The organism is Lactiplantibacillus plajomi, from assembly GCF_005405405.1.
Lineage (GTDB): Bacteria > Bacillota > Bacilli > Lactobacillales > Lactobacillaceae > Lactiplantibacillus > Lactiplantibacillus plajomi.
On sequence record NZ_BJDZ01000013.1, the window covers coordinates 18,810 to 44,617 of the forward strand.

Consider the following 25,808-nt stretch of genomic DNA (forward strand, 5'->3'; position numbering starts at 1 on the left):
CCCCTATTCTTCCTCGTCATCGGTCAACGGGACGTCTAACCCCAGGTCATCCCGCAGGCCGGCGTACCCTTCTGCTTCCAAGGTATTCGCCAATTCAGCGTCGCCGGTCTTCACGATGCGCCCGTCCATCATCACGTGCACGTAGTCGGGGATGATGTAGTTCAGTAACCGCTGATAGTGGGTAATCATTAAAGTCCCAAAATCCGGTCCCTTCAACGCATTGACCCCCTTAGCCACGACTTGGAGGGCGTCGATATCGAGCCCCGAATCAATTTCGTCTAAAATCGCAAACCGCGGTTTGATCATTAATAGTTGTAAAATTTCGTTGCGTTTCTTTTCACCGCCGGAGAAGCCCTCGTTTAAGTACCGTTCGGCCATTTCCGAACTCATGTTAAGTAAACCGAGGTTGTGATCCAAATCCGTCAAAAAGTCGGTCACACTGATTGGATCATCCTTTGGCCGGCGGGCATTGATTGCGGCCCGTAAGAACTCAACGTTGGTCACCCCTTTAATTTCAGCCGGGTACTGCATCGCTAAAAACAACCCGGCGCGGGCCCGTTGGTCGACCGTCTGGCTCAACAAATCTTCACCGTCTAACGTAACCGAGCCACCGACCACGTGATACGCCGGGTTACCCATGATGGTTTCCGACAAGGTCGACTTCCCGGTCCCGTTTGGTCCCATAATGGCGTGGGTCTCACCGGTATTGAGGGTGAGATTGACCCCCTTTAAGATTAACCGTTCCCGTTCATTTTCGGTCACGCTGACCTTCAAATCCTTAATGACTAGTGTTGACATGCCGATACCCCATTTCCAGTAAAAATACACTACATTTAGCTTAAACGCAGTGACCAATCCCCACTGCTTGTGGTTGGTTGAATGACTCTAGTATACGTGAATAGTCGCTAACCGCCACAATCGATTGTAGGCAAGCGATTACGGCATAATCCCATTGTTCACGGGACTCGACTTTACCACCGACCGCGACTAACCCGTTCATGCCAAATCGGGTTCCGACCGGTGCCCCCGCAACCCTCAACAGTCGCAACTAATTCGAACTTTTTTATTCGGCGGCTCGCCGCACAATCGTGCATTGCCGCGTCACCCAACCACTGATTGAATACCAAAAGTATAACACGTTTGTGATAACGTTTACAAAAGTCAACAAAAAAGACGGGCACCAACGTACCCGCCACTCGATCGGCTCGCAAGCTTTACGCTTACCAAGTTATGTGCCTCGTCATGGACCCAGCCCATCCCGAGAGGTTTAACGTGCTCACTAAATTATCAGTTCACCCAACTGAGCAACTTTCCCCACCCGCTAACCAAGCGGACGGCCTAAAAAGTTCACCGATCTGGCTCCCAACTATGAACTAATCTAGCGAAGCGTATGTAAGTCCTGATAAACTTCCATATCTGACGCTAGTATAACCAGCCGGCGTTGCGTTTAGATAACACGAAGATTACAAAAATGTTACAAAAGGTATAGACCAGTAAAAGACGGGGTACAAAGCTGATGATGACAACGTTTTGTGTACAATTGAGTTGTCGATGAATCATTAAGGTTCCATGATAATAATGCCGAACGTTTTAGGTTAATTTACTTAATTAGTTCCCATCCTCAACGATTTGCCGACACCGCCGCTGAACGACCCGCCGCCGCGAACCCGTCAGTAAATAGGCGGTCACAACGGCAAATAAAACAACCGTCACTAACAGCGTTTGCCATTCAAAGGCGTCCGGAACCGCCATGGTCTGCGATCCGGAAGCCATCATACTCAATATATCGAGGAACGCGTGCAACCCCATCGGCAAAACGATACTGCCGGAGTAAAGATAGAGCCCGGCATAAAACCAGCCGAGGGCGGCCGCAAACGCCATTTGTTCGCTGGTTGCCGCCCAGGACTGACCGGCCAAAACGTTCGTAACGTGCCAAGCACCAAAAATTAACCCGTTACTCCAAACTGCCCAGTCGAGCCGCGCTCGTGAGCGCCGAACCATCGTCAGCATCAGCGCCAAAACGGCGTAACGGTATAACCATTCTTCGGCAATCCCCGGTTCTAGCCCGTTCAAAAACATGGCCCAGGTTGGCGCTTCTAAATGAAAGTTCCAGCGAGTCAGCGTCGTGGCCCAACTGTCGCCGTCACTAAAGGCGTTCCACAGGCTAAAGGCGACCGCCAGTAAGACCAGTAACAACGTTATGCCATGGTTCGCGGCGGCGTTAAGGCGCCAGTGCGGGGCCTTGACCTGCCAGCACGCCAACAAACTCGTCAGCGTCACGACAATCCCGAGTACCCCGAGAATCCCGCTGTCGCTAACCACTGTAAACCCGGCTGGGGCCCGCAAGCCCGGAAAAACCAGTAAGGTCGTCTGGGCACCCACCACGCCACTAAATATCGGAACGATTAGAATCAGTACCCGCCCGGTCAACGACTTGATTTTAGCGGTCACGACCGTCGCCACCGGCACCCCGGCAACGATCAAGTAGGTCATCGCCACGGCAATCAGCCCCCGCCGATCCAACCCCAACCGGATCAACAAGTCAATAAAGTTACCAACCAACAGCGGCAGGCCCGTAAAAAGAATGGTGGTCTGAAGGTAGTCGTTGACCCGGCGGGAGCGCCGCCAAGCCGTTTGCTCATCTTCAAACGCCGGTAACAGTGCGGTCAACGTCCAAATAATCAGCATAAACCCACCGGCGGAAAAAGCCGCGCCGCCCATCACGAATAAGCGTAAAAATAACGCAATGTTCAAAACGGCTAGCTGGCCGACGTACCAATACCGTAACGTTTGTCTGTAATTCGCCATCAAAAAATCCCCCCGTCTGGTATGCTTCTAATCATACCAGACGAGGAGATTTAATGGGAACTAATTAATAAAGGTCTTCAACGCGTCCCTGGGTTGCCTCGTGGGCCAGGTATTCGTCGTAAGTCGTATCACCCCGGTCGACAACGCCCTTGGCACTCACTTCAACGATGTGGTTAGCAATCGTTTGAATGAACTCGTGGTCGTGGGACGTAAAGATAATGGCGGAGTTAAACGCAATCAAACTGTCGTTCAACGCCGTGATCGATTCCAAGTCCAAGTGGTTGGTCGGGTCGTCTAGTAACAAGACGTTGGCCCGACTCAACATCATCTTGGACAACATGCCGCGAACCTTTTCGCCCCCGGACAACACGTTGACCGGCCGTTCGACGTCGGTTCCAGAAAACAGCATCTTACCAAGGAAACCACGCAAGAAGGTGTTGTCACTTTCCTCTTTGGAAGCGAACTGCCGTAACCAATCAATAATCGGTAAGTCGCTCCCGGCGAACTGTTCGTCGATATCCTTAGGTAAATAAGTCCGTGAGGTGGTTTGCCCCCAAACGACTTCACCGGTATCCGGTTCCAGGTCGCCCGCGATAATTTGCATCAGCGTCGTCGTGGCCAAGTCGTTCCGGCTGATCAACGCCGTCTTTTCGGTCGGGCGCAGCGTGAAACTAATGTTATCCAAAATTTTGACGCCTTCGATGGTCTTCGACACGTTTTCGACCCGCAGTAAGTCGTTGCCGAGTTCACGGTCGGGCGTAAACTTGATGAACGGGTACTTCCGTGAGGACGGCTTAATGTCGTCCAACGTGATTTTTTCCAATTGTTTCTTCCGCGACGTGGCCTGCTTCGACTTCGACGCGTTGGCGCTAAAGCGGGCGATAAATTCCTTTAATTCCTTGATTTGATCCGCCTTCTTAGCGTTCGCGTTGGCTTGCAACTTCGCCGCTAATTGACTGGATTCCATCCAGAAATCGTAGTTCCCAACGAAGAGCGTAATCTTGCCAAAGTCCACATCACACATGTGGGTACAAACCTGGTTCAAAAAGTGGCGGTCATGGGAAACCACGATGACCGTATTTTGGTAGCCCGCTAGGAAGTCTTCCAACCAGCTGATTGACTGAACGTCCAGCCCGTTAGTCGGTTCGTCTAGGAGTAAGACGTCGGGGTTACCGAATAGCGCTTGCCCTAATAAGACCTTCACCTTTTGGGGTTCGGTCAGTTCACTCATCTTCAAGTGTTGCATTGGTTCGTCGATGCCTAAGTCTTGCAACAGTTGGTCCGCTTCAGCTTCGGCGTTCCAACCATCCATTTCGGCAAATTCGCCCTCGAGTTCGGCGGCACGAATCCCGTCTTCGTCATTAAAATCTGGTTTGGCGTACAACGCGTCCTTTTCAACCATGATCTCGTAAAGTTTACGGTGCCCCTGAATGACGGTCGATAACACTTCTTCATCTTCAAAGGCAAAGTGGTTTTGGTTCAAGCTGGACATCCGTTCGTTAGGACCCATGGAAACCGTCCCGGTCGTCGGTTGGAGCTTGCCTTCCAAAATCTTTAAGAAGGTTGACTTACCAGCCCCGTTGGCCCCGATTACGCCGTAACAATTTCCCGGTATAAATTTTAAGTTAACATCATCATAAAGTTTGCGCGTTGAAAACTGCATACTAACATTATTTACGGTGAGCATTTAAATACCTCTACTTTTTTATTATCGACCAATCATACAGAAAAGAGGTCGGGAATCATCCTCCCAGCCTCCTGCATCGTTAATCATATATCCTGATGATAGCATGCGAACAATCTAGATTGCAATCAAAACAGTTAGTCATTTTCTGAAAACAACGTTATGGTTTCAAAATATGTTGTTCAATATAGTGCAACACGCCGCTGTCTAGGTTCGTGCCGGTGACCGCGGTAGCGTTAGCCTTGACGTTGGCCGGCGCGTTTTGCATCGCAACGCCGGTTTTAACGTAGTGCAACATTTCGAGGTCGTTGGTGCCGTCGCCAAACGCCACCATTTCCTCGGGTTTAATGTGCAAACGGGCCCCTAGCCGCTTTAAAGCCCGCCCCTTGTGCATGCCCGGCTGAATCAGGTCCATACTACCCTGACCACCGGAAACCGGCACGGCGATTTCGGCCAGCTTAGGCTTTAACTCGTAAAGCAGCTGGTTCGTCTGTTCGGGCGCGCAGATCAGGTCAAACTTGACGACTGGATCAGTGACCTGGTCAAAATCAGCCACACTGGCCACCTGGTAATAATAATTGCGCATCTGCGCGACGAAGACCGGGTTAGCCGTTTGTAACACGGACACGGTGTGGGTGCCACACAGGGCAACTTGTAATTCCGGGTAAGCCGCCAGTACTTTTAAGACCTGGTCAGTGGCGGTGTGACTAAACGTTTCGGCGCTCAGACCAGCATCCCGGTTCATCAACTCCGCGCCGTTACCACCAATTAGCCAGATATCGGGGAAATCAGCGAAAAACTGCGCCAGTTCCACGGCTTGGTGGCCACTGGCAATGACGAATTGAATGCCGCGCTTTCGTAATGCTTTATATATTTCGGCGAACCGGCCCCGGTCATACTCCCCGTGATCATCCAGGAAGGTGCCGTCCATGTCGGCCGCAATCAGTTTAATTGTCATTCATTAATCATCCATTCTATGTAAAAACCTTACCACCTAAGTTTACCGGTTTATCGCGCGCTGAACAACTTCGGACGGGCGAAAACGTTAATCGGTTATAAAATTAACCCCCGGGTGGTATTATGCTTAAGTTTACACCTTAATTCGCCGGAAAAACACAGCAAAAACGACTACCCCATGATCGAAGTAGTCGTTGATTGCACTATATATTAAAACGCACCGCCACCGGAACCACCGCCGACGCCCCCCGAGCTGCCACCGGAAAAGCCGCCGGAGCCCCCGGATGAACTTGAATTACTCGACGCACTGATCGACCCGTTGAAGCTCGACGTAATAACGTCCGAAAAGTCGAAGTTGACATCCGAGTAAAATAACGGGTAGTACAAGATCCAATTATCGGCCAGGTCACTGGCACTAAAATCAATCGCCAACTGGTCGGTCACTTTTTTACTGAGTCCAAAGGCCGCCGCGTACGGTAGTAACTGTTCCCATAAAATTAAATTCCCGATTTCAGCGGTATTGAAGTGCCCAATGTCCTTCATCATCCGCTTTAAGCCCCCAACTTGGTTTTCGATGTCCAGGCCCGCCGGTACGTAGCGGGTGATTTTCCGGTGTTGAATCAGCGTCATGATGAGACAAATCAAAGCGACAACGCCAACCACCATAGCCATCGTTAGCGCTAGTCGACCGCTGATCAGTAGCGCGAGCGCACTACCGATTTCCCCCACGACCAGGGTCAAAACGGTCAGCGCGTCCCAAGCTTGTAACCAGCGGATATTAGTTGGGTCGCGGTAGGCGTCCAACTCGTGCCGGACCGTTTTTTGCCACTTGGTAAAGGCCTTCGCTAACTTACCGGACTTATCGCGTTTACCAAACGCCTTGAGGTCCGCCATATCCAGCGTACCGTCCGGCGCAACGAAGGTAAAACAATCCGCTAAAAAGGCGTTGGTCACCGGCTTACGCTTCGTGATCAGCACCCGCTGCTTACCGCGTTTTCCCGGAATGGTGGTAATCTCATACTCACCGGCAGCGGCGCCCCGCAAGATTTCACCGGTCAACGCCTTGGCATTGGGATCCTGCTTACTTAGCATGGCCTGCGCAGCGGCTGGTGAAACGTTAGGGACTTCGAACCAGTGGTTCACCGGTACCGGCCGCGGGTAGCGGTGCGCAGCATGGCGGGCAAACCAGACACCGTAGCTCACCAGGATAATCAGCCAAATGGCCGCCACCACGCTAACGACCCCGACCCGAATCAGCCGCGACTGGCGGCGTTTCTGGTTGGCCTGTTCCGCTAGCTTAGCTTCCTGTTTACGGACCGCGGCTAAACGCTTCTTAGAACTCTTCTGCTGGTTAGCCGGCGTTACGCTGGTTGGAAATAACAGGTGACTTTCAATAAACTGGTTGGCCGGGTTACGGTCAACCGTCATCGTCACCAACCCCCGCTTACGGTCAACTTTGGTCTGGCCGTCAAGCGGTCCGTGCGTCCAGGCCTGTAACTTTGAAATTTGATTGGCCGGCAGCTGAACGGTGATCTTAACGTGGTGGAGCGGTTCGTCCCAGCCGTTACCGACAATCTGCCAGTTCAATTCGGCCGTATCCGCGTAATTGGTCACTAACCCGTATAAGTCGTAGACGTACCCGACTTGTAGAACGTCGTCGTCTTCAACTTGCTGGTAGACTTTAACCCGCATTCGTTGTTTATTTTGACTAACTTCGTACGTGTTATTCTGACCACTCGTTGCCGGTTGCGCCCGTTTGAACGCCCCGTTATTGACCTGGGTAAAGACGTCGCGCAACTTGGCGCCACGAATTCCCTTCAGGCTCTGAACGTTAAAGACCCCGCTATAATCGTCATCGAATTCGTAACTCATCGACTGGGTGACTTCCGCGCTGCCATCTTCGCGCACGTTGACCTTTACCCGGTAATTGTCGATGTCGTAGTCCGCGCGTGCGTTGAGCTGCCCGCACCCCAAGCCGATAATGATTGCGATGACGCTCAGCAGGCCGAACAAGCCGCCCGACCAGCACCCCTTTTTAAGCATCCGTAACCCCCGCCTTTCCGTTGTTAGTGATAGTTTACCATACCAGCGACTGACTTTCGTGTCCAAAGCGGGGAAGTTGTTGTAAGATAAGGCTATCAAACCATGGCGCGCTAATTGCGGGCGCCTGCCTATAGAAAGGAAGTTTGTCCATGAAAAACGTCACCCGCATTTTAACCCTCAGTAACGGCTACCACCTGTGGAGCCACACCAGTAACCTCGGTGGAAAAATTAAGATGCTCTGCTTACACGGTGGCCCTGGTGACACCCACGAAGTCTTCGAACGCTTCGGGCCGGAGCTAGCCGCCCTCGACGTGGAAGTCACCATGTACGACCAACTGGGTTCGTGGTACTCCGACACCCCCGACTGGGACGACCCTAAAGTGCGCAGCCAGTACTTAACCGAAGACTACTACTTACAAGAAGTCGACGAGGTCCGCCGTCAACTTGGCTACGACCACGTCATCCTGGTCGGTCACTCGTGGGGTGGCATGCTGGCCATGACCTACGCGGCGGCCCACCCCGAGCAATTAGCCGGTCTGGTCATCATCAGCATGATTGACAACGTTGCCGACTACCTGACCCACATGCAGGCCATCCGCGAAACGAATTTTTCGTCCGCCGAAAACGCCTTTATGCGCTCGATCGAGCAACGCGGTCAGTGGCAAAATCCCCACTACCGCGCTTTGATCCGGACTCTCTACCACCGTTACGTGAACCGGCATCATCCCGAACTAATGGCCCATCAAATCGATATTCAAGCCAAGCCGGTTTATAACTACTTTCAAGGCGACAACGAGTTCGTGCTCGAAGGCGACCTCGGTGACTGGGACTTCTCCGAACAGCTAAAGACGATCCAAGTCCCGACCCTGCTCTCCTTTGCCGACCACGAAACCATGCCACTAGCGACCGCCGAACGGATGGCTAAGAACATGCCCCACGCCCGCTTAGCCGTGACGCCCGACAGTGGTCATAACCACATGGTCGACAATCCCGAGGTCTTCTTTACTAACTTGCGGAACTACTTGCTAGATTTAAACGCTGGAACTTTTGACTAACGTTAACTTAAAAACAGGGAACGGTTGACACACAACTGAGGTGTGTCAACCGCTCCCTGTTTAGTTTTCACGCTCAGTACCAAGCCACTACTTCCCCCAAATGAACTTGATCAACGCCCGGTTAACGGTCGCATTATCGTGGAGCTTACTATGTTGCGCCTGCGGGCCGACCACCCGTTGTTCACGGTACGACTTGGCACGGTCGGCCACTAGGTAACGTAACGATTTGGACGCGGCGTTGCTGACGCGGCCGTCCGAATGACTGCCATCGTTTAGGTCACCATAAATATTTAGGACGTCAATTTGGTGGTACGGATAGCTTTGCCGTAACTTGGTCAGCTGGCGGTAGGTCTTAATCATCTTGGTCGGCCGCCCGTTTTGCGCCAGCTGCATCCGGTTCGGTTCATCGTCCATGCCCAGCACACCGTTGTAGTGACCGGCGATATCCACTTGCTTACGCAATTGCGGGTAGTCGCGCCGTTGCCCGTAGTCCAACAAGTAATAGGCAATCGCTAAATTGCCCATCGAATGACCGACGACGTTAAAACTTTTAACGTGGTCACGCTTCTGTAACGCCAACACCACGTTACGCATCCAGCGGCCAACGGTTGGGTAGTCGCCGTTGCGGTTATCTAGGAAGCCGACTTCAACGATTGGGTACTGATCGCCACGTTGAAAATGACCGGTCAAGTGCACCCGCCCGTTTTTGGCGACGGTGGCCTGAACGACCGAGTTGGTAACCCCCGCCCGCTGCGCCGCCCGTACCATTTGCTTTTCAGCGTTGATACTACTGCCGTAACCGTGGAAAAACAAGGTCGGTACCGGCCGGATTGCTTGCGACCGTCCCATTTTCGTCGGTGCTTGACAACCACTCAAAATTCCCATAATTAACAGTAGCCCGAACAGCCACCGCATCTTTTTTTGCATGCTGATTCCCCCAACCTTTTCGTTTTAGTGTACCGCAAAACTTAGCGGTCGCCGCTTTCAAACCCCGCCGACAAAAAAACGCCCACCAGTACGGTGAACGTTTAAGGACGTTAAGCTTGCGTCGTTGTTTTTCCTAAACGGGGCAACGCCAGAAAAATGACGAGACCAATGATGAATAAAATGCTGAGCGAAGCCGCCCCAATCGTTGATTTACCCGTAATTTGGGTCACAATCCCGACCAGTACCGGCCCCATAACGGCGGAAAACTTCCCGAGAATGTTATAAAAACCGAAGAATTCACTGCCGCTCTGCTTCGGAATTAGCCGCCCAAAGTAGGAGCGGCTCAGGGCTTGAATTCCCCCCTGACTAGTTCCGACCAGCACCGCCAAAATCCAGAAGTCGACCGTTGATTCCAGTCGCAGTGCATACAGGCAAATTCCAAGGTAAATCAAGATACCTAACAAAATGCCGAAACGCGTCGAGATCTTATTCGCCAACCAACCGTATAGTAGTGAAAACGGAAAGGCGACTAGTTGCACGACCAGCAAGACGATCATCAACGTCGTGGTGGTGATTCCCATGTCCATCCCGATCGAAGTGGCCATGGTAAAAATCGTGTCGACCCCGTCAATGTAAAAGAAGTAGGCCACTAAAAACCAGGCGGCGGCCCGGTAATTACCGATGTGTTTCAAGGTCGACCAGACCCGCGCAAAACTCGACCGGATCGGGTGACCATTTGGTTCCAACGCGTACTTTTGGTGCACGTTCTTCAATAACGGAATGTAAAAAATGATCCACCAGGCGGCGGCTAACGCGAAACTCCAGCGCGCGACCCCGTAACTGGATAACATGCCGAAACCGCTGGTTAGTTGCAACACTAAGAACAAGACGAAGGCCAGCACCCCGCCCAGGTAGCCAAAGCCGTAACCATATGAGGAAATGCGATCCATCTGCTTGTTAGGCGCAACGTCGGTCAGAAAGCTATCGTAAAACAGGTTACCGCCCGAATAGCCAATGATTGAAAGGATGTAAACCACTAGTAACCATTGCCAGGCCGACGACGGTACCAAGCTTAGGCCGAGCGTCATCACCATCCCCAACATCGAAAACGCGTTTAAAAACCGCTTCTTCGTGTTTGGGTAATCAGCTAGCGCGCCCAGAATCGGCGCCAAGATCGAAACCAGTAAGGTCCCGAAACTATTCGCGTAGCCCCAATAAGCCGTGGCGTTTGCGGGACTGACCCCGCTGCTTTGCGCAACCGCCTTGAAGTAAACCGGCAGTACGGCGGTCGTGACGATGATCCCGTAACCGGAGTTTGCCCAGTCGTAGAAGATCCAACCCCACTGTTGCTTATTAAATTTCATCAAAAAACTCCTTATTTAAAAATCCCGTTCAGTTCGTGTCCCGGTAACGCGCCGTCAAAGTGCAGCCCGAGGAGCCGCGCAAAGGTCGGGGCTTCGTCGACCAAGTCGGCCCGTTCAACCGTCGCACCGGCTTTCACAGCTGGTCCGTTGAATAGTAGCGTCGTTTGGTAATCCGGCTTAGTCGGGTCGTAGCCGTGGACCCCGTGATAACGGTCCGGTTGGCCCAAGGTATCCGGATGGACCGGCTCAACGACTAACGGCCGCCGGCTTTCATCGGTGAAGTAGTAGCCGGCCTGCGCTTCGGCCATCAGGGTACACTGCGGATCGGCACCGCGGTCGGCCGCGGCGGGCCCGTCGATTACCGTTTCAACCCCTTCGACACCGGCAACCAACGCTTTGAGTTCGGCCACCGCGTCAAAGTTGCGGGTATAAACGTAGGTCGACCCGTCCGTCGTTTTAGCCATGACCCGCCAGTCGTCTTCAAACGTCTGGTCCGGCCGCGGCGTCAACCAGCCCTTGGCCGCAAACAGCGTGTTCAGGTGGATCATGTGGTCAACGTTGATCTGGTAATGGTCGCCTAAAATCACGAAGTTGGTGTCGGCAAAGGTTCCGGCCGCCTTGGTTGCATCAATGATTTGGCCAACGTGGCGGTCTAACCGGTGTAACGCCTGCATGGCCTGCTTGGAACGTACACCGTAACGGTGGCGCATGCTGTCCATGTCAACCAGGTGGATCATTGTTAAGTTCGGCCGCTTATGGCTGATCGTATCGACCGCACACGCCGTAATGAATTCGTCAAGCTCCGGCTGTTTAATCCCACGCCGTAAATGCCCGTACTTGCGGTCCATATTGAGTAAGAACAGCGGTGAACTGGCCTTTAACGATACCAGTACCTGGTTGGTCCAGATCCGGTTCGGGAAAATTTCGGCCAAGTTGTAAGTAATCTTACTGCCGGCCGTCACCGGCCATAAAAACGCGGCGGTCGTCATTTTTTGCTTGCGCGCCAAGTCGTACAGTGTCGGGACGCGAACGTCCTTTTGGTACCAGAACCAGTCGGGCGAGCGCCGCTTAGGTTGTAACTTCGTATTATTCACAATCCCGTGAATTCGCGGGTATTGCCCGGTAATAATCGTCGTGTGTGACGGGTAGGTCAAAGTCGGGTAAATCCCGGTCACGGACTTGACCCAGGCCCCGCCAGCCATCAGTTGACTTAGCACCGGTAATTCCGCCCCGTGTTCGCGCAAGTCGCGGAACCCGAGTGAATCTAATGAAATGATGACTAAGTGTTGGTTGGTCGCCATCAATAATCGCTTCCTTACATAATTAGCATAACTTTGATTATACCGCAGAAATTTCCCGCCTGTCACACCCGAAATGAAATGGTCGCCACTCAAAAACGAACGTGTGCCAAAAGATGGCTGACTTTGGGCGCACGTTTCGCCCCTTATCCGACGGAGACACAGAGGCGGCCGTGACTTTTGCCGTAGCCCCCTTTCCTAACATCAGCCAAGTCCGAATCGTGGCAACTTGCCGCCTTGCCGGTTGGTCCTAAAGCGGCTGGAGCGTGGTGGACACGACTTTAAGCCAAGCAACCCACTTGTCTTAAAGCTCGGTCTTTGGGTAAGTCGGGAAACAACCCCGACTAACGCAAACGACACCACTGAGCCACTTTAGGACCGCCCTCACGGCTAAATACGTGTCCATTAAACAGTGTCTCCCAACGATTGAAATTGGAAGTATCAACGTGAGATAGCCAGGATTAAATTATAAGGTATGAACCTTATTGGACTGTCCGTAGTATAAGTAATCATACAATTGGTCGGTGCACCGTGTTTCGAATAGTAAAGAATAAAATACGACCTGCTCGGATGTTACCACGTCCATTAATATGATTTTTCACGGATAGGCACCAAATTGATAACGATTCTAGTCAACGTCAATAATATTGTGTATTTCCAAATTAATAGTAGCGTCATTACGAACTCGAAGTCCAAGAGGCCATGTTTGATTTTTAGCGCCATATATTCCACTATAATTCAAAAAAATCCGTAAAACCGTTTTTGGTTTTACGGAGCTAATCTTAGTATGTTTAAATTAATCAGTCGTTAAGATGCCCTGGGTCTGTAACCAGCGGGTCGCCAAGTGTGGCCACTGGCGGGCTTCCGCGTTCAAGTACTTCGGCTTCCCCGGCTTAGCGGTCACGTGGTCCGCAAGCGCCAGGCCGTGAACCCCGTTACCGAATAAGTGGTATTCTACCGCCACGCCCTTAGCCATTAAAGCTTGGACGTATAACAGCGAGTTTTGGGCCGGCACCAGTTCGTCGGTCCGGGTCTGCCAAACAAAGGCCGGCTTCGTAGCCGCAGTGACCAACGCCTGCGCCGCCCATAATTGCTGGTTTGACGTCACCTTGATTCGTTCTGCCTGGGTCGTTGGAAAACCGGCGCGGAGGTCGATCACCGGATAACTCAGGACGACCGCTGCGTGGCGGCCGCGGTACGCGTTTAACCCGTACTGCTCACGCAACTGCGGGTCGGTCGCAACGACGTTGAACAACGCGGCAACGTGACCCCCGGCTGAAAAGCCAGCTAACACGATCCGGTCCGTGTCGACGTGGTGCGCCGCGGCCTGGTCGCTAACCCAGTCCAACGTGGCCGCCACTTGGTGCAACGCCCGTGGATAAACCGGCGTTTCCGGTGCTTCCAGTTGGTAGTTCAGTACGATTGTGTGCATGCCGCTCGCGTTAAAACGGGTCGCAATTGGCGCTTCTTCCCGACCAGAATGGTAAGTAAAGCCCCCGCCCGGGCAAATAATCATGAGCGGGTAGTCAACCGGCGTCCCCAAATCAGAAATCTGGTCGAGCCAAGTCGCGGTCAGGTGAAACGGTTGGTTGTCAGTCGTTAGTGTCACGTTTTCAATTTGCATTACGAATCCCCCCATATTGCCTAATTAATTAACTTTCATTTCCTCACCCAACATTATAGATTACAGTCGTAAGCGCTGTCAATTTTTATTCGAATAAATATCTAAATTTATTCGAATTATTTATTCAATTGATAAAGAATCTGATATAATGTAGGTAAATAAAGGAATGAACGAGGGTGACAGCCATGGCAAAAGCAACTTACGCAACCATATACGAAACACTCAAAAAGCGCATCCTGGCTGGGGACTACAGTATCAAGATGCGCCTACCGATTGAAGACGACTTAATTAAAGAATTTGACAGTAGCCGCTACGCCGTGCGAAAGGCCATCGAACAACTGGCCGCCGAAGGATTAGTATACAGTGTAAAGGGGCGCGGTGTGGTGCTGCTTGAACATTCACCGCAAACCCAGCAGTTTAACTTAAACCTAGGCGATACGACCGGCGTAGCCGCGATGAATCGCGGCCGCTCCATCGACTACCAAACGGACGTGATTTACTTTGAACAGGTCATCGTTGACCAGGCCCTAAGCGCCAAAACAGCTTTCGAAATCGGTATCCCGGTTTACGCCATTCAGCGGGTACGGGTCATCAACGGTACCCGCGCCGTAATCGATATCAACTATTTTAACGCTCAACTAACGCCCGGGATTACGGCGGCAATCGCCAAGCAGTCGATTTACCATTATTTAAAAACGACGTTGAAATTAAAAATTGCGGTCGTTAAGCGAATATTGCAAATAGACTCCGCCAAGGATCTCGACTTGGAACAACTCGATCTCGGCGATAATAACTGTGTCGGCAATATGATCAGCATCTCTTTTAATGATCAGGGGCGCCAGTTCGAATACACTGAATCACACTTCATTCCGAACGAATTTAACTTCACCCGCCTCATTCGTAACTAGAGCAAACAAACTAAATCCCCGCGGACTGTGCGCAACGGTCCGCGGGGATTGCTTGTTAAATCAACGATTGGAACGTTTACCAAAAGTTAGCGACCAATTGTTGCATTTTAATTACAATGTTTATTTAAAATATATTCGAACAAATATTGACTAATTAAGCTAACCATTTATAATAATAGTTGTAAAAAGCTAATGGGGGTTAGCCTTTACACCACGAAAACTCGTGGTCGACATGGGGTCAAAGGATTAGGTCAAGGAGTCGTCATAAGATTGGGTGTCACTGGTTAGGTAACTAGTGACTTTTTTAATGCCCAACTAAAATTATCCCTTATACCAAACGACCGTCAGTGGTCCAACATGCAACGGAAAAGTGTGCTAATTTATAGTAGCCCTTATCAATCAGTTTGGATACTGCTTGATCAAATACTTACTAGGGTGACTAACAGCCTCGTCTTAGGCATCGGCCGTCCTAAGTAACCAGCTAACAAACGGCAACTTGATACTCACTGTATATCAATAGTATGGTAGAATGATATATAAATAGAGGTGATTTATATGAAGACAACGCCAACTACCGTTCGTCTTGATGATGATCTCAAGAAACAATTAACTAAACAACTAAAATCCATGGGGCTAAGCATCAATGGGTATTTCAACTTAGCTGCTCGTCAATTGGTTATTCAAAAGAAAGTGCCTTTTGAAGTACTATCTGAATCAGATGTGCCAACGGAAGCAACTAAGAAAGCCATCGTAACGGCCCAAGCGAAGGAACTCGGCATCCTCCCCGATGACGCCCCTACTTTCAATAGCGTAGACGAACTGAAGACCTATCTGGATAAAGCATGATATACCAACTAAAAGTCGAGCCTTAATTCAAGAAAGACTATCAGCGGTTAAAACTTCGGCACCCTGAGTTGATTACTCATCTCATGAACAGCTTAAATCAGTTGCACTTTAACGGTGTCGTTAATGCTGAGTATCAACCACACATCTTAAATAATCGCGGTGGCAATTATACTGGCTGTTACGAATACCATTTATCCGATGGCAAAGTTGACGTGCTCGTTATTTATATGCCCCATAAAACTAATCCAACAATTCGCCTAATTAGAGTTGGTAGTCATCATGAGTTATTTCACGGGACGTTAAAATAGTGATTTAATTAGCTGTATGATAATGCTCCTAAAATTTTTGCGCGGTAGTTGAAGTTACCACGCTTTCTTATTTTTAGTCGTAAAAACTCCTATAATTATTAGACAAATGGCTCTAACAATTATAGGAGTTTTTTTGCTAAACTGAATGTTACATTAACACTTTATTCAGTTACCCGGTGCCGACGTAACCCGTACGCCGCAACCGCTAAGCTGCTAGCGAGGCCGAAACCAGCTAAGGTCAGCCATTGTGTCGTGGCTTCACCAGTTTGTGGCAATTGCTGTCCCTTGGCTTGGGCAAGCGCGGTTGCCACTTTTGCCCGTAACGTCGTCAATTGCTTGACCAACGCGGTGTTATGTTGCGCTTGGGCAACCTTAATCGCTTCATCAATCAGCGTTAATAAGTTACTTTCATCTTCGATTTGGTCACTAACGGCCTCTTCTTCGATTAAGTCGAATAAGTCTTCGAGTTCGTCGACGGTGTCCTCGGTCACGTTCCCCGCTTCAAGCTCTTCTTCGACTTCCTCTTCAATTTCATCAATTACTTCATCGGTATTCCCATCGGTTTCCTCGTCCGGTTCCTCAACGTCAACCGGTGCAGTCGGTACTTCGGGCACTTCTGGTTCCTCCGGTTCGCCCGGTTCTTCAGGGCCTTCTGGTTCCTCCGGTTCGCCTGGTTCTTCGGGGCCTTCCGGTTCTTCGATATTCGGCATTTCAACGTCGATACTTGGGTGGACCGGCTTATCAAAGTCATCGGGATCCTTCTTATTATCCACGTTGTCTTGTAAATCCCAACGGTGGGTTTCGGCATTCACTACGACTTTGTCAGCAATGATGTTACCATCCAAGTTTTGGTTGGCCACGATTTCCGCTTTGGGTGCCAGAACACTTCCTTGGAACGGCCGGTCAACTGAAATCGTGCCGGTCGCTAACTTGTCACTCGCCGTCGAGTCGTAGAAGTTCCAAAGCAAGTGGTTATCACCGAAGTCTTCGGTTTCCTTATTATTGCGTTCAGTGCCGTCATCGTAAATCACTTTGATTTGCGAGTTAACGTGGTAATCCTGGTTGCCTTCCGTATCTACGTTAATGATAACGGTGTGGCCGTCCTTATCAGCAGAAAGTCCCTTGATTGTCAGTGGTGTGCTGTTCGCCAACACGTCGGCGGATAAGTTAATGATAATGTGGCCGTCTTCATCCGGTTCCAGGTCGGTCACGTCGATCACCCGGTTATTCATATCTTCAAAATCACTGTTGTTGTAGTTGACGTGCGGGTTAATGGCGCTCAAACTCCCACTTAACTTTTCCAACTTGGCAAACTCTTTGTCAAAGTCAATGTAGACGTTGCCGTTCTTGTCTTGGTAAACTTCTTCGGCTAATAAGTGGTCGATGTATTCACCATTAACTTTTGGCCGGTTCGGGTTAGAAACGTCAATCTCAATGTCCTTACCAAAGATCACTTTATTGACCCGCTTATTGCCTTTTGAAACGAAGGAACTGTTGGCAATGTTTGTAATATTTTGAATGTAGGAAATATCCTTATCCAAAAGTTCTTCCGTGATGTTGGTCCCAAAGTTGACGTTACCAATCAAAGTTTCCACGGCAACGTTCCCGTTCGTGTGCGCGTTTAGTTCCGCTTCACGGGCAAAAATATGAAATTGCGAGGAAATCCCCAAGAGGTTATGTAAATCCGGGTAGTCATCTTCAACGTTACCACCATCTTTGACGGCACTGTTTTCTGACTTTGGTGTCGCTAATTGTGTTGTCATCGCCGCAACTTTAGCGGCTTTCGTCGTAGGTTTGCTTGACGACTTCACTGGTTCACCCTGAGTCGTTGATTGCGCTTTGGCTTCGTCACCGGTAGTATTGCTTCCCTTGGCACTATTTTGTGACGCACTATTCTCCTTAGTTGAGTGTTCATTAACCGAACTTTCATTGCTGGAAGCATCCGCCGCAGAATCATGGCTCTGCTCAGTATCCGTTTCGGAACCTTGAGCGTTGGCTTTCACCGTTGTCTTCTTAGCACCGGTCGTTTCAGTACCCTGATCATTGGACTGCTGCTCATCCTGACTAGCTGCTTTACTTCCCGAGCTGCTGACGTCACTGGATGATTGGTCACTAGCCTGGTCCACTACGGAACTAGTCGTACTAGCGGTGCTCGATGTCGTTTCGTCCGCTTGAGCCGCCACCGCGGTACTTCCTAACGTTAAAATCACCGCGCAGTCAAAGGCCCAACGCCGGCCAATTTTATACATTTTAAAATGTGTTCGTTTTGATTCCATTCCGATCCCACCTAATATGTTTATTAATATTTACTATAATCCACCTCCATTTTCACGCTTTTTCCGGTGACATTCAAGCGCCCAATTAATATTATTTATAGCTTATCTGCAACAATGGTCTAGTTAAAAATATTACGGTAGTCACTATTTACACTAATTGGTATACATCATCATCAACCCATTATTTCATCATTAAATAACAGTTTTAATATCACGTAATGGAAATACTATCGCTAATTTCAAAAAAACGCTGGCACTAAAAATGCCAACGTTTTTACAATTCAATTCAATTAAAGTGACGTAATCGTGCTGTCCTGACCATATAAACTTTCCCAGTCGTGGGTAAAGTCGGCCACGGCGGCACCGATTGCCGGCACGTTCAGCGCCGTTTGTAAGATATCCGCGCCCATGGTTGCGGCCTGAGCACCGTTGGCAAACGCTGCGTTCACTTGCTGAACGGTGTGGAAACTGGCCGCCAAGATCTTGGTCTTCGCGTGGTCGCGTTCAATTTGGGTTGCTAAGTCGTGAATTACCCGGTCGGCATCGATATCCATGTTGACCATCCGGTTGTAGTACGGTGCCAAGTAATCCGCCCCGGCCGCAATTGCCAAGTTACCTTGGAAGGTCGTGTAGATAGCGGTGGCCGTCACGTTGACGTTTTCCGCCTTCAACTGCTTGATTGCTGCCAGCCCAGCCTCGTTGGTCGGCACCTTAATATAGACCTGATCATCAATTTCCTTTAAGATATGGTGGGCGTCGTCCAACATCGCGTCGGTCGTCGTGCCAACGACCTGGGCGTGCAACGTGGCGTCCGGACCAATAATTTGTCGAATCTGCCGCATGTGACTGAAGAAATCAATTTTCCCCGCCTTTTTAACGATCGACGGGTTCGAGGTAACCCCGCTTAGCGGGATAATGTTGACGTACTTTTGAATTGCCGCAATGTCGACGGTGTCTAGTAAAAATTCCATGATTATCGCTCCTATAAACTGACTTATAAAACTCTATCTTAATCTTGGTACCCTTGAATTAAACGATTTTAACTTGGCTACCAACTTTAATATCCGGGTATGCTTTTTCTTCAACATACATTGTGCCAGCCAATTCCGCTGTCGTTTTTCCGGTGAAACTAACTGCAATGTGGCCAAGATTCTTCAAATTACGTTGAACTTCATTTCCTACCGCCGTAATTTCATACGTCACATCATCGATAACTAAATGCATTCCAGGTTTAATCTCCCCATTAATCGGCTTAACATCGATAATATAGCAGGATGATCGTAATGCATCCGGTGCTTCGTCACCAAAAAAGATGACCATGTTGATCTCAGAAAATTCCCTTGCATCCGCACCAATTTCTTTCACTTGCGTTTGATACGTTGCGTTCTCATTAATTCTCATCATTTAATTCACCTACCGTCAAAAATCTATTTAGCGTACAAACCAAAACTAGCAATCCAAGCAACTAAGACCCGCGGAACCCCGTTAATAAACCGTGAATATAGTACTGATGGCACACCCACTTCAACAGTCTTTGAGTCCGCTTCTTCAAGTCCTAACCCAACTGGGATAAAATCACAGGCGTTTTGCGTATTAATCGCAAACAAAGCCGGTAACGCGTATTGCGGTGCAATGTTTCCTTTACCAATTTCAACACCAATCAACGTCCCGATAACTTGCCCAATAACAGCCCCAGGTCCGAGTAATGGTGACAGGAATGGTAATGAACAAATGAAGCCCATAATCATTAATCCCCAAACGTTACCAGCAAGTGGCGTCATCAATTTCGCAAAGACTTTACCAATCCCCGAACCTTGAATGATCCCAATTAGTAGGGCAACGAACGCCATAAACGGAATAATCGTATTAATCACAGTTTGAACAGAATCCTTAGCGGCTTGATTGAACGTTGCAACGACTTTCCCGGCGCCAATCCCAATTTTGGCAATGAATCCTTTCTTTTCCATTTGTTGGGTAATTGTTTTGGAGTTATCGTATTTAGAATCGCTTTCATTTTCTTGTGAATCAACCGGCGCTTCCTGGGTTTCTGCAACTGGCGTTTCTTCCGCTTCAGTGGCATCTGATAACTTAATTTGATTAACACCTACACTGGAAACGTATAATTCAGGTGTGATGAATTTTGCCAGCGGACCACTCTTCCCAGTAGGAAGAACGTTGATTGTCAGGATATTCTTCTTAGGGTAAATACCACAGCGAAGGGTGCCACCACAATCAATAATTGCAACAGCAATTTCATCATCCGGGATGGAAGTCTTGAAACCGTCAACGGCTTCCATACCAGTCAACTCTGCAATTTTATCAACAATTTCTGGTCTATTGCCACCCGTAACGTAGATAAACTTATGCTTTTTTTCTGTCGGGGTAATAACTAGTGGGCCGCCCCAGCCACCTGCGCCGTGTTCAACACGAATACTTTTCCAAGCCATGTTCTTCCCTCCTTAATTACTTTCCGGTACTGCTGCAACGTTAACTTTCTTAGAAAGCTTGACACCACTTGTCCGGCAAACATAAGCCGTTGTGTAGTCGGTGATCCAGCCACCAATGAAGTTCATAACAAGCCCGACTAATAAGTACCGAATGGCTAGATCCATCGTATTTAGTCCGAGCTTTTCAACCCCTTGTGCGATTCCCAACCAGATAAAGAGCTCCCCAGGGTTAATGTGTGGGAAAACCCCGTTACTAGTGTGACAGAATTGTGCTTGCGAAGCATAGTAGCTAGGTTTATAAAATTCCGGTAAGAAGCGTCCCATTGTAAATGACATCGGATTACCTAACATGAATGCCGCTAAGAATGGCAATACCATGTAACGCGTTACAACATTTCTAGATGAAAATTGAGCTAACCGAGTCATCCGCTCTTCACCTAAATATGCAATGATTGTATTCATCAAAACTAATAATAGCAAGACAACTGGTACGATCGAGCTCATCCACCCGATAAACGTTTTAGCCCCAGTTTGGAAAAGTCCCATAAATCCTGAAGCAAAATCTGTAATATACTTCATAATTCATTTCTCCTTAATTTATTTACTTGATGTTGAATCAACTGAGTTAAGTTTCTAAAAGCCTGTTTTCCTTTTTCGAATAATGGCATAGCGAAGATGTTAACACTAGTGTCCAAATCGTCATATGCCAATTGTCCAGTTTTAAAGTTAACAAAATTTCGATAAGCGTTTAAAATACAACCTTGCGTTAATTTATCAAAATACTGCATCTCTTGATGGTCACAGGCAACCATCCCAATGTTTTTTCCAACTAATGCCGGCAAACTTTTAAAGTGGGCAAATACCGTGACACCTTTCATCATCCGTGCTTTTGAGATGTTGCCATCAAGATCGATTGCCAGCAGTAGTAAGCTTCCCGCCTGCAAACGTTTTGGATTTTTCCCAATTAACACGCGGCCATGTTCACGCATGGTACGATAATTAATCGTAAAATTTTTTATTTGAATAAAGCCAAACAGCCCTTGGAGTAAAAAGGCTCCCGCCAGCCCTATTCCTAAATATAAAGTTAGCGACATTTAGATTCCCTCCGTTATTTGTGTAAAACGTTGCTCGGAATCAAAGTTTAATAATCCTTGATAAATATTTTGATTGCTAGCAACCTGAAAGACTAAATCATAAACTTCCGACAGAGTTTTGCTTAATAAATGATTTAAGTTGTTAGGAATACCAATCAGAAAAACCATCTGGACTTCCCTACCCTGATATTTAACCGGTCGTTGAAAAACGCCAATTTGTAGTAAAATTCGTGGTTTACTCGAACGGTCGACAACGTGTGGCATAGCAATACCATTTTCAAACACACAGGATCCCTGCGCTTCGCGGTCCCGCCAAGCGGTCAAGAAATCCTCCGTTAACTCTCCGTCAGCGATACGCGTCTTGATTAAATGTTGGACTCCCGTAAGATAAGTCTCACCATCTTCAAACCGCCAGTAATTAAAGTGGCAAGTACCATTTAAGATATCTTTCTCGACGAGTGAAGCTTGTAACTTTCCACGTAACTCATCAACCCGAAAAGCTGCACTAATCCGCACTACCGGTGTTGTCTCATCATGATAACTAATCGGCTTATCTGAAAAAATTAGCAAATAATGATTTTCGTCACTATTCAGTTGCCGAGCGTCGCTAAAAACCGTCACAATAACCTCATCATCAAAGATTTCAGATAACTGATGTTTTATAAACCGAATAACGCTTGAGCCAACTTGTCCAACAATTGCAACTTCAAATTCAGGTTGAGCTACCCTTTGCTGATCTTCTAATTCCATTTCAAAATAGAGGACGAGATAGCTAAACTCCGCTTGGTTAACCGCGACACCCAGGTAATCCTCAACAATCGATACCAAACCTTGTGCCAAATCATAGGCCGTTGGGTACTTGGTTAACAAACTACCTGGTAACAGCTGATTAGTTTTGGTATGAAAGAGTGTTCGGTTGAGCAAGAATAGAAAATGGTATTTAATTTGCTGATAAAAGTGTAAATAATTAATATGATTTTTTATGCCATACTTATCAGGCAATTTTAAGAACAACGGCCAGTTCCGGTCTAACTGTTGGTTAACTAAATCTGGCTTAAGCCATTCATTCGCTTTGAACGTCAACGGCGATAAAATAAAATCCATTTCAAATTCTGTTAGCGACTGATTTAATACCGCTTTAATCGAGTTACTAATTATTTGAATAATTTGATTATTTTGCCATAATCGTGTGAATTTTGGAATTGGATGCTTAATTCTATAATGATTAGTAACCGCGTAATTTAAAACTAGCGCATTACGAACAATCAACTTTGTCGATCGATCATCTAACTCCAACGGCTGTAGAATCTTCATTAATCGACCACGCTGCGGTGCGTAGTCCCCACTCTGTAAGTCAAAGTAATCTGCAATGAAATCATCAATAATAATCGGCGCCTCATAGTCCTCTTTAATAACCAACTTAATTCCATTATTAGTCATCGATTTAATCTCAGCCCGGTATGGCGCTAACAGTGTCCTCAATTGTTTGAGATCTCGATTTAGTGTCATCTTACTAATAATTAAATCTTCGGCTAAATTATCGAGCGTAATATAGTCCTGATGTTGAAAAAGCTGCTTTAAAATATAGCCAAACCGTTTGTGCACATCATTAAAATCAAGTCGTTTTTTTAAGTGGCCCGTTTGTAATTTTGCTAGTTGTTGATAATCATCAACGTGTAAATAGTAGCGTCGATGCTTCTCCACGATTTGAGCTGCTGATTGCAACTCCTGATTTAATTGTTCAATATATTTGGTCATCGTCCGCTCTGAAACGTGTTCAGCTGCCGCCAATTCACGCAACGTTACAGAATCATTCACAATAAAGAAACTTAAAAGACGTAAATATTGATTATTCAATTACCTCATTCCTTCTAGCCCCTGGATTTACCACCAGCAACGTTCGTCGTTACCCCGGTAATATAGCTGGCCCGTTTTGAAAGATAGTAACAAACTAAGTCAGCAACTTCGTATAGGTGACCACTGCGACCAAGTGGCGTTGTCGTCGTACTCTTATAGCCAGCTCGCAACTCGTCAACGGTTTTATGACGTGAGTAAGCCAGCGTTTCTTCATAAGCCGGTGTCCGTAACCCAGTGGCTTCCATGATACCTGGTGCTACACCAACGACCCGAACGTTAAACGATCCCAATTCTTTAGCCCACGAACGGGTAAAGCCATTAATGGCACCCTTAGTCGCAGAGTAAATGCTTTGCCCCTGTGATCCTTCAAGGCCAGCTTCAGAAGACATGTTAACAATCACACCTTCATTTTGCTTAACCATTTGCCGACCGACAGCTTGTGACAATAAGAAAGTACTCTTAACATTAACCGCAAACATCTTGTCAAAATCAGTGACGCTCAGCTCGTATTTTCCTTTTGGTGTCTTTGCATCTACCAATAATCTTGGTAAATTAATTCCCGCATTATTTACCAGACCATCAATGCGGTCGTGCGCCTTAATGATTTCGGCAACGCCAGCGTCCACTTCTTCTGTTGAAGTTACGTTACACTTTACGAAATGCAAATGCGCATCATCCAACTTACTTGGATTCAAATCAAAATCATAAACCTCTGCACCGTGACCTAACAATTCTTTGACCACAGCCTCACCAATGCCTGATGAGCCTCCCGTCACAATAATAACGTTTCCATCTAAATCTAACCAATCACTTGTCATCCTAAAATCACTCCTTAAGTATTATTTACTTTATGTTTCAATAATAAAGTAAGCGCTTACAAATTTTAATACCAAGAGTTTCCGACTAAGAATACAAATGATGTTATCAATCCGTTTCACTTATACTGCCAATCTAAACAATGTTAATACTTTGGGATTTGATAGGGATATTCAGATTATTTCAATTACAATTGTTTCCATAAATCCAATAATTTTCGCAATTATCCCACTACTAAAAATTATTCTTAATTGGATAGTAAACTTAATAAAATAATCCATAAAAAAGCCGGTGTCGCGTCACACCGGCTCAAACTATTCTAGGGTTCCTATAAGCGTGTTTCAGTGATGGCCAAACCACTGAATTATTATCCTTACGGAACAGTCCTAGTTTACGATATGGGACCGGTTACTTGTCAAGCTTTGACCGTCAGTTTAATTAAAAACTCAGTTTAGCCGGCCTAACGGTGATGAATCATTAGTACGCCCATAATTAATAACCCTAATCCCAAGTAACGCCAAAATGTCAGGCGGTGGCGATGGGCACCCAGCCAACCACAGCGTTCGATCAAGGCACTCAGTGTGAGTTGCCCACTCAACGCTAAAACAACGACTTGCCCGGTACCGATTTTAGGCACTAACCAGGCACAGCCCCAAAACGTAGGCCGCCCCTAATAAGCCCCCCGACCAAAGCCACCAATTGGCCGTACCGGCTTGCTGCCAGGCTTGGCCAAGGTGGACTGGCACCCGCAGCGCGACCACTAGGAGCAGTAGTAAAAGCGCGCCGGCGGTAAACGAAATCGCGGCGGCGTGACTGGCCGAACGGAGTACCGTACCCAAACGACCGTTGATGGTGGCCTGAACCGCCACCAACCCACCGGCAAAGATGCCCAGTGCCGACCACCGCCACTGACCTGGCAATTTAAACCGGAATGGTCGTGGCTGCCAGCCAATCGCTAATCGTACGCCGCCGGTCACCGCCAATAAGCCGAGCAGCTTAATCGCGGTCAATGGTTGCCGCGGCGCACCCCACCAGCCAAACTGATCGATTATGATTCCCGCTAAAATCTGCCCAAAAATCGGCAATACGGCGGCGCGGACGCTACCGAGACGGGTAAACAACACTAAGTTAACCGTCAATCCGACGACCCCCAGCACACCACCTAGCCACAGCCACGCCGGTTGACGAGCAAATACGCGCAACGGAATCGTGATTGGCGTGCTTGTGACCAGCAGCAACCCGTTCAGCGCCAACGCGCCGATTGCAAACGACACCGCCGACGCCAAGAACGGTGACCCGACCAACTGCCGGAGCCGGGCGTTAACGCCCGTTTGTACGGCTAAGCCCGCACCAATTAAAACCGGTAACCAAACCATCCTGACACCCCCTGCCAGTAGTTTACCCAGCAACGGGGCGCAAGCGATACTCGCATGCCCAGTTCGGTCAGTGTGCAAATAAAAAGTGCGTCACCACAACGTCTGTGATCACGCACTTTC

General features: G+C 48.4%; 22 protein-coding genes and 1 pseudogene. 4 read left to right on the forward strand and 19 right to left on the reverse strand.

The annotated features are described in order from the left end of the window. Nucleotides 1-3: 3 nt before the first annotated feature. From sufC to FFM82_RS06940, 5 genes are all read right to left on the reverse strand, one after another. Nucleotides 4-798, reverse strand: a complete 795-nt coding sequence (sufC, locus tag FFM82_RS06920; RefSeq protein WP_137645130.1) for a Fe-S cluster assembly ATPase SufC — start codon at nt 796-798, stop codon at nt 4-6. Nucleotides 799-1,608: 810 nt separating this feature from the next. After that, complete coding sequence (locus FFM82_RS06925) at nt 1,609-2,808, reverse strand: CPBP family intramembrane glutamic endopeptidase (protein WP_137645131.1); 1,200 nt, start codon at nt 2,806-2,808, stop codon at nt 1,609-1,611. A gap of 64 nt (nt 2,809-2,872) precedes the next feature. Beyond that, nucleotides 2,873-4,495 carry an ABC-F family ATP-binding cassette domain-containing protein gene (locus FFM82_RS06930; protein WP_137645132.1) on the reverse strand — a complete coding sequence of 541 codons (1,623 nt, stop codon included), beginning with the start codon at nt 4,493-4,495 and terminating at the stop codon, nt 2,873-2,875. Nucleotides 4,496-4,652: 157 nt separating this feature from the next. After that, complete coding sequence (locus tag FFM82_RS06935) at nt 4,653-5,450, reverse strand: Cof-type HAD-IIB family hydrolase (protein ID WP_137645133.1); 798 nt, start codon at nt 5,448-5,450, stop codon at nt 4,653-4,655. A 209-nt stretch (nt 5,451-5,659) separates the two neighbouring features. Further along, nucleotides 5,660-7,492, reverse strand: a complete 1,833-nt coding sequence (locus tag FFM82_RS06940) for a DUF2207 domain-containing protein (protein WP_137645134.1) — start codon at nt 7,490-7,492, stop codon at nt 5,660-5,662. Nucleotides 7,493-7,641: 149 nt separating this feature from the next. Here FFM82_RS06940 and FFM82_RS06945 point away from each other — a divergent pair, with 149 nt between their 5' ends. Next, nucleotides 7,642-8,547, forward strand: coding sequence for a proline iminopeptidase-family hydrolase (locus tag FFM82_RS06945; protein WP_137645135.1), 906 nt, complete (start codon nt 7,642-7,644; stop codon nt 8,545-8,547). 87 nt (nt 8,548-8,634) lie between these two features. Here the strand turns inward: FFM82_RS06945 and FFM82_RS06950 are convergent, their stop codons facing one another. The 4 genes from FFM82_RS06950 to FFM82_RS06965 all read right to left on the reverse strand — a co-directional run bounded on the left by FFM82_RS06950 (nt 8,635) and on the right by FFM82_RS06965 (nt 13,760). Further along, complete coding sequence (locus FFM82_RS06950) at nt 8,635-9,474, reverse strand: alpha/beta hydrolase (protein ID WP_170178242.1); 840 nt, start codon at nt 9,472-9,474, stop codon at nt 8,635-8,637. Between the two features lie 110 nt (nt 9,475-9,584). Next, nucleotides 9,585-10,838, reverse strand: a complete 1,254-nt coding sequence (locus FFM82_RS06955) for an MFS transporter (protein ID WP_137645136.1) — start codon at nt 10,836-10,838, stop codon at nt 9,585-9,587. An 11-nt stretch (nt 10,839-10,849) separates the two neighbouring features. Next, entirely contained in the window at nt 10,850-12,139 is a 1,290-nt protein-coding gene (locus FFM82_RS06960; protein WP_137645137.1) for an alkaline phosphatase family protein, read from the reverse strand. A 793-nt stretch (nt 12,140-12,932) separates the two neighbouring features. After that, nucleotides 12,933-13,760, reverse strand: coding sequence for an alpha/beta hydrolase (locus FFM82_RS06965; protein ID WP_137645138.1), 828 nt, complete (start codon nt 13,758-13,760; stop codon nt 12,933-12,935). Nucleotides 13,761-13,945: 185 nt separating this feature from the next. On the opposite strand from FFM82_RS06965, the gene FFM82_RS06970 reads away from it, so the two are divergent. From FFM82_RS06970 to FFM82_RS06980, 3 genes and pseudogenes are all read left to right on the forward strand, one after another. Then, entirely contained in the window at nt 13,946-14,668 is a 723-nt protein-coding gene (locus FFM82_RS06970) for a GntR family transcriptional regulator (RefSeq protein WP_137645139.1), read from the forward strand. A 555-nt stretch (nt 14,669-15,223) separates the two neighbouring features. Then, entirely contained in the window at nt 15,224-15,514 is a 291-nt protein-coding gene (locus tag FFM82_RS06975; protein ID WP_137645140.1) for a type II toxin-antitoxin system RelB/DinJ family antitoxin, read from the forward strand. 38 nt (nt 15,515-15,552) lie between these two features. Beyond that, nucleotides 15,553-15,822 (forward strand): annotated as a pseudogene (locus tag FFM82_RS06980) (type II toxin-antitoxin system mRNA interferase toxin, RelE/StbE family); the annotation flags it as partial. 161 nt (nt 15,823-15,983) lie between these two features. Here FFM82_RS06980 and FFM82_RS06985 read toward each other — a convergent pair. The 10 genes from FFM82_RS06985 to FFM82_RS07025 form a co-directional block, all read right to left on the reverse strand. Beyond that, nucleotides 15,984-18,098 (reverse strand): collagen-binding domain-containing protein, encoded by a 2,115-nt coding sequence (locus FFM82_RS06985; protein WP_137645141.1) that lies wholly within the window; start codon nt 18,096-18,098, stop codon nt 15,984-15,986. 290 nt (nt 18,099-18,388) lie between these two features. Next, nucleotides 18,389-19,069 carry a fructose-6-phosphate aldolase gene (locus FFM82_RS06990; RefSeq protein WP_137645142.1) on the reverse strand — a complete coding sequence of 227 codons (681 nt, stop codon included), beginning with the start codon at nt 19,067-19,069 and terminating at the stop codon, nt 18,389-18,391. A gap of 58 nt (nt 19,070-19,127) precedes the next feature. Further along, nucleotides 19,128-19,502: a PTS glucitol/sorbitol transporter subunit IIA gene (locus tag FFM82_RS06995; RefSeq protein WP_371852242.1), complete on the reverse strand. Its 375-nt coding sequence runs from the start codon at nt 19,500-19,502 to the stop codon at nt 19,128-19,130. A gap of 23 nt (nt 19,503-19,525) precedes the next feature. Further along, nucleotides 19,526-20,545, reverse strand: a complete 1,020-nt coding sequence (gene srlE, locus FFM82_RS07000; protein WP_137645143.1) for a PTS glucitol/sorbitol transporter subunit IIB — start codon at nt 20,543-20,545, stop codon at nt 19,526-19,528. Between the two features lie 12 nt (nt 20,546-20,557). Continuing rightward, nucleotides 20,558-21,124, reverse strand: a complete 567-nt coding sequence (gene srlA / locus FFM82_RS07005) for a PTS glucitol/sorbitol transporter subunit IIC (protein WP_137645144.1) — start codon at nt 21,122-21,124, stop codon at nt 20,558-20,560. Further along, a complete protein-coding gene (locus FFM82_RS07010; protein ID WP_137645145.1) occupies nt 21,121-21,639 on the reverse strand; it encodes a transcriptional regulator GutM in 519 nt (172 codons plus the stop codon). Before FFM82_RS07010 ends, srlA begins: the two co-directional genes overlap by 4 nt. Next, the gene (locus FFM82_RS07015; RefSeq protein ID WP_137645146.1) at nt 21,640-23,496 is read right to left on the reverse strand and encodes a BglG family transcription antiterminator; all 1,857 of its coding nucleotides are present in this window, start codon (nt 23,494-23,496) and stop codon (nt 21,640-21,642) included. It abuts the gene before it with no gap. 14 nt (nt 23,497-23,510) lie between these two features. Further along, nucleotides 23,511-24,314 (reverse strand): SDR family oxidoreductase, encoded by an 804-nt coding sequence (locus FFM82_RS07020; RefSeq protein ID WP_137645147.1) that lies wholly within the window; start codon nt 24,312-24,314, stop codon nt 23,511-23,513. A 458-nt stretch (nt 24,315-24,772) separates the two neighbouring features. After that, complete coding sequence (locus FFM82_RS13885) at nt 24,773-24,949, reverse strand: DMT family transporter (RefSeq protein WP_263854482.1); 177 nt, start codon at nt 24,947-24,949, stop codon at nt 24,773-24,775. After that, a complete protein-coding gene (locus FFM82_RS07025; protein WP_263854483.1) occupies nt 24,942-25,688 on the reverse strand; it encodes a DMT family transporter in 747 nt (248 codons plus the stop codon). The genes FFM82_RS13885 and FFM82_RS07025 overlap by 8 nt, the downstream gene beginning before the upstream one ends. Nucleotides 25,689-25,808: the final 120 nt, after the last annotated feature.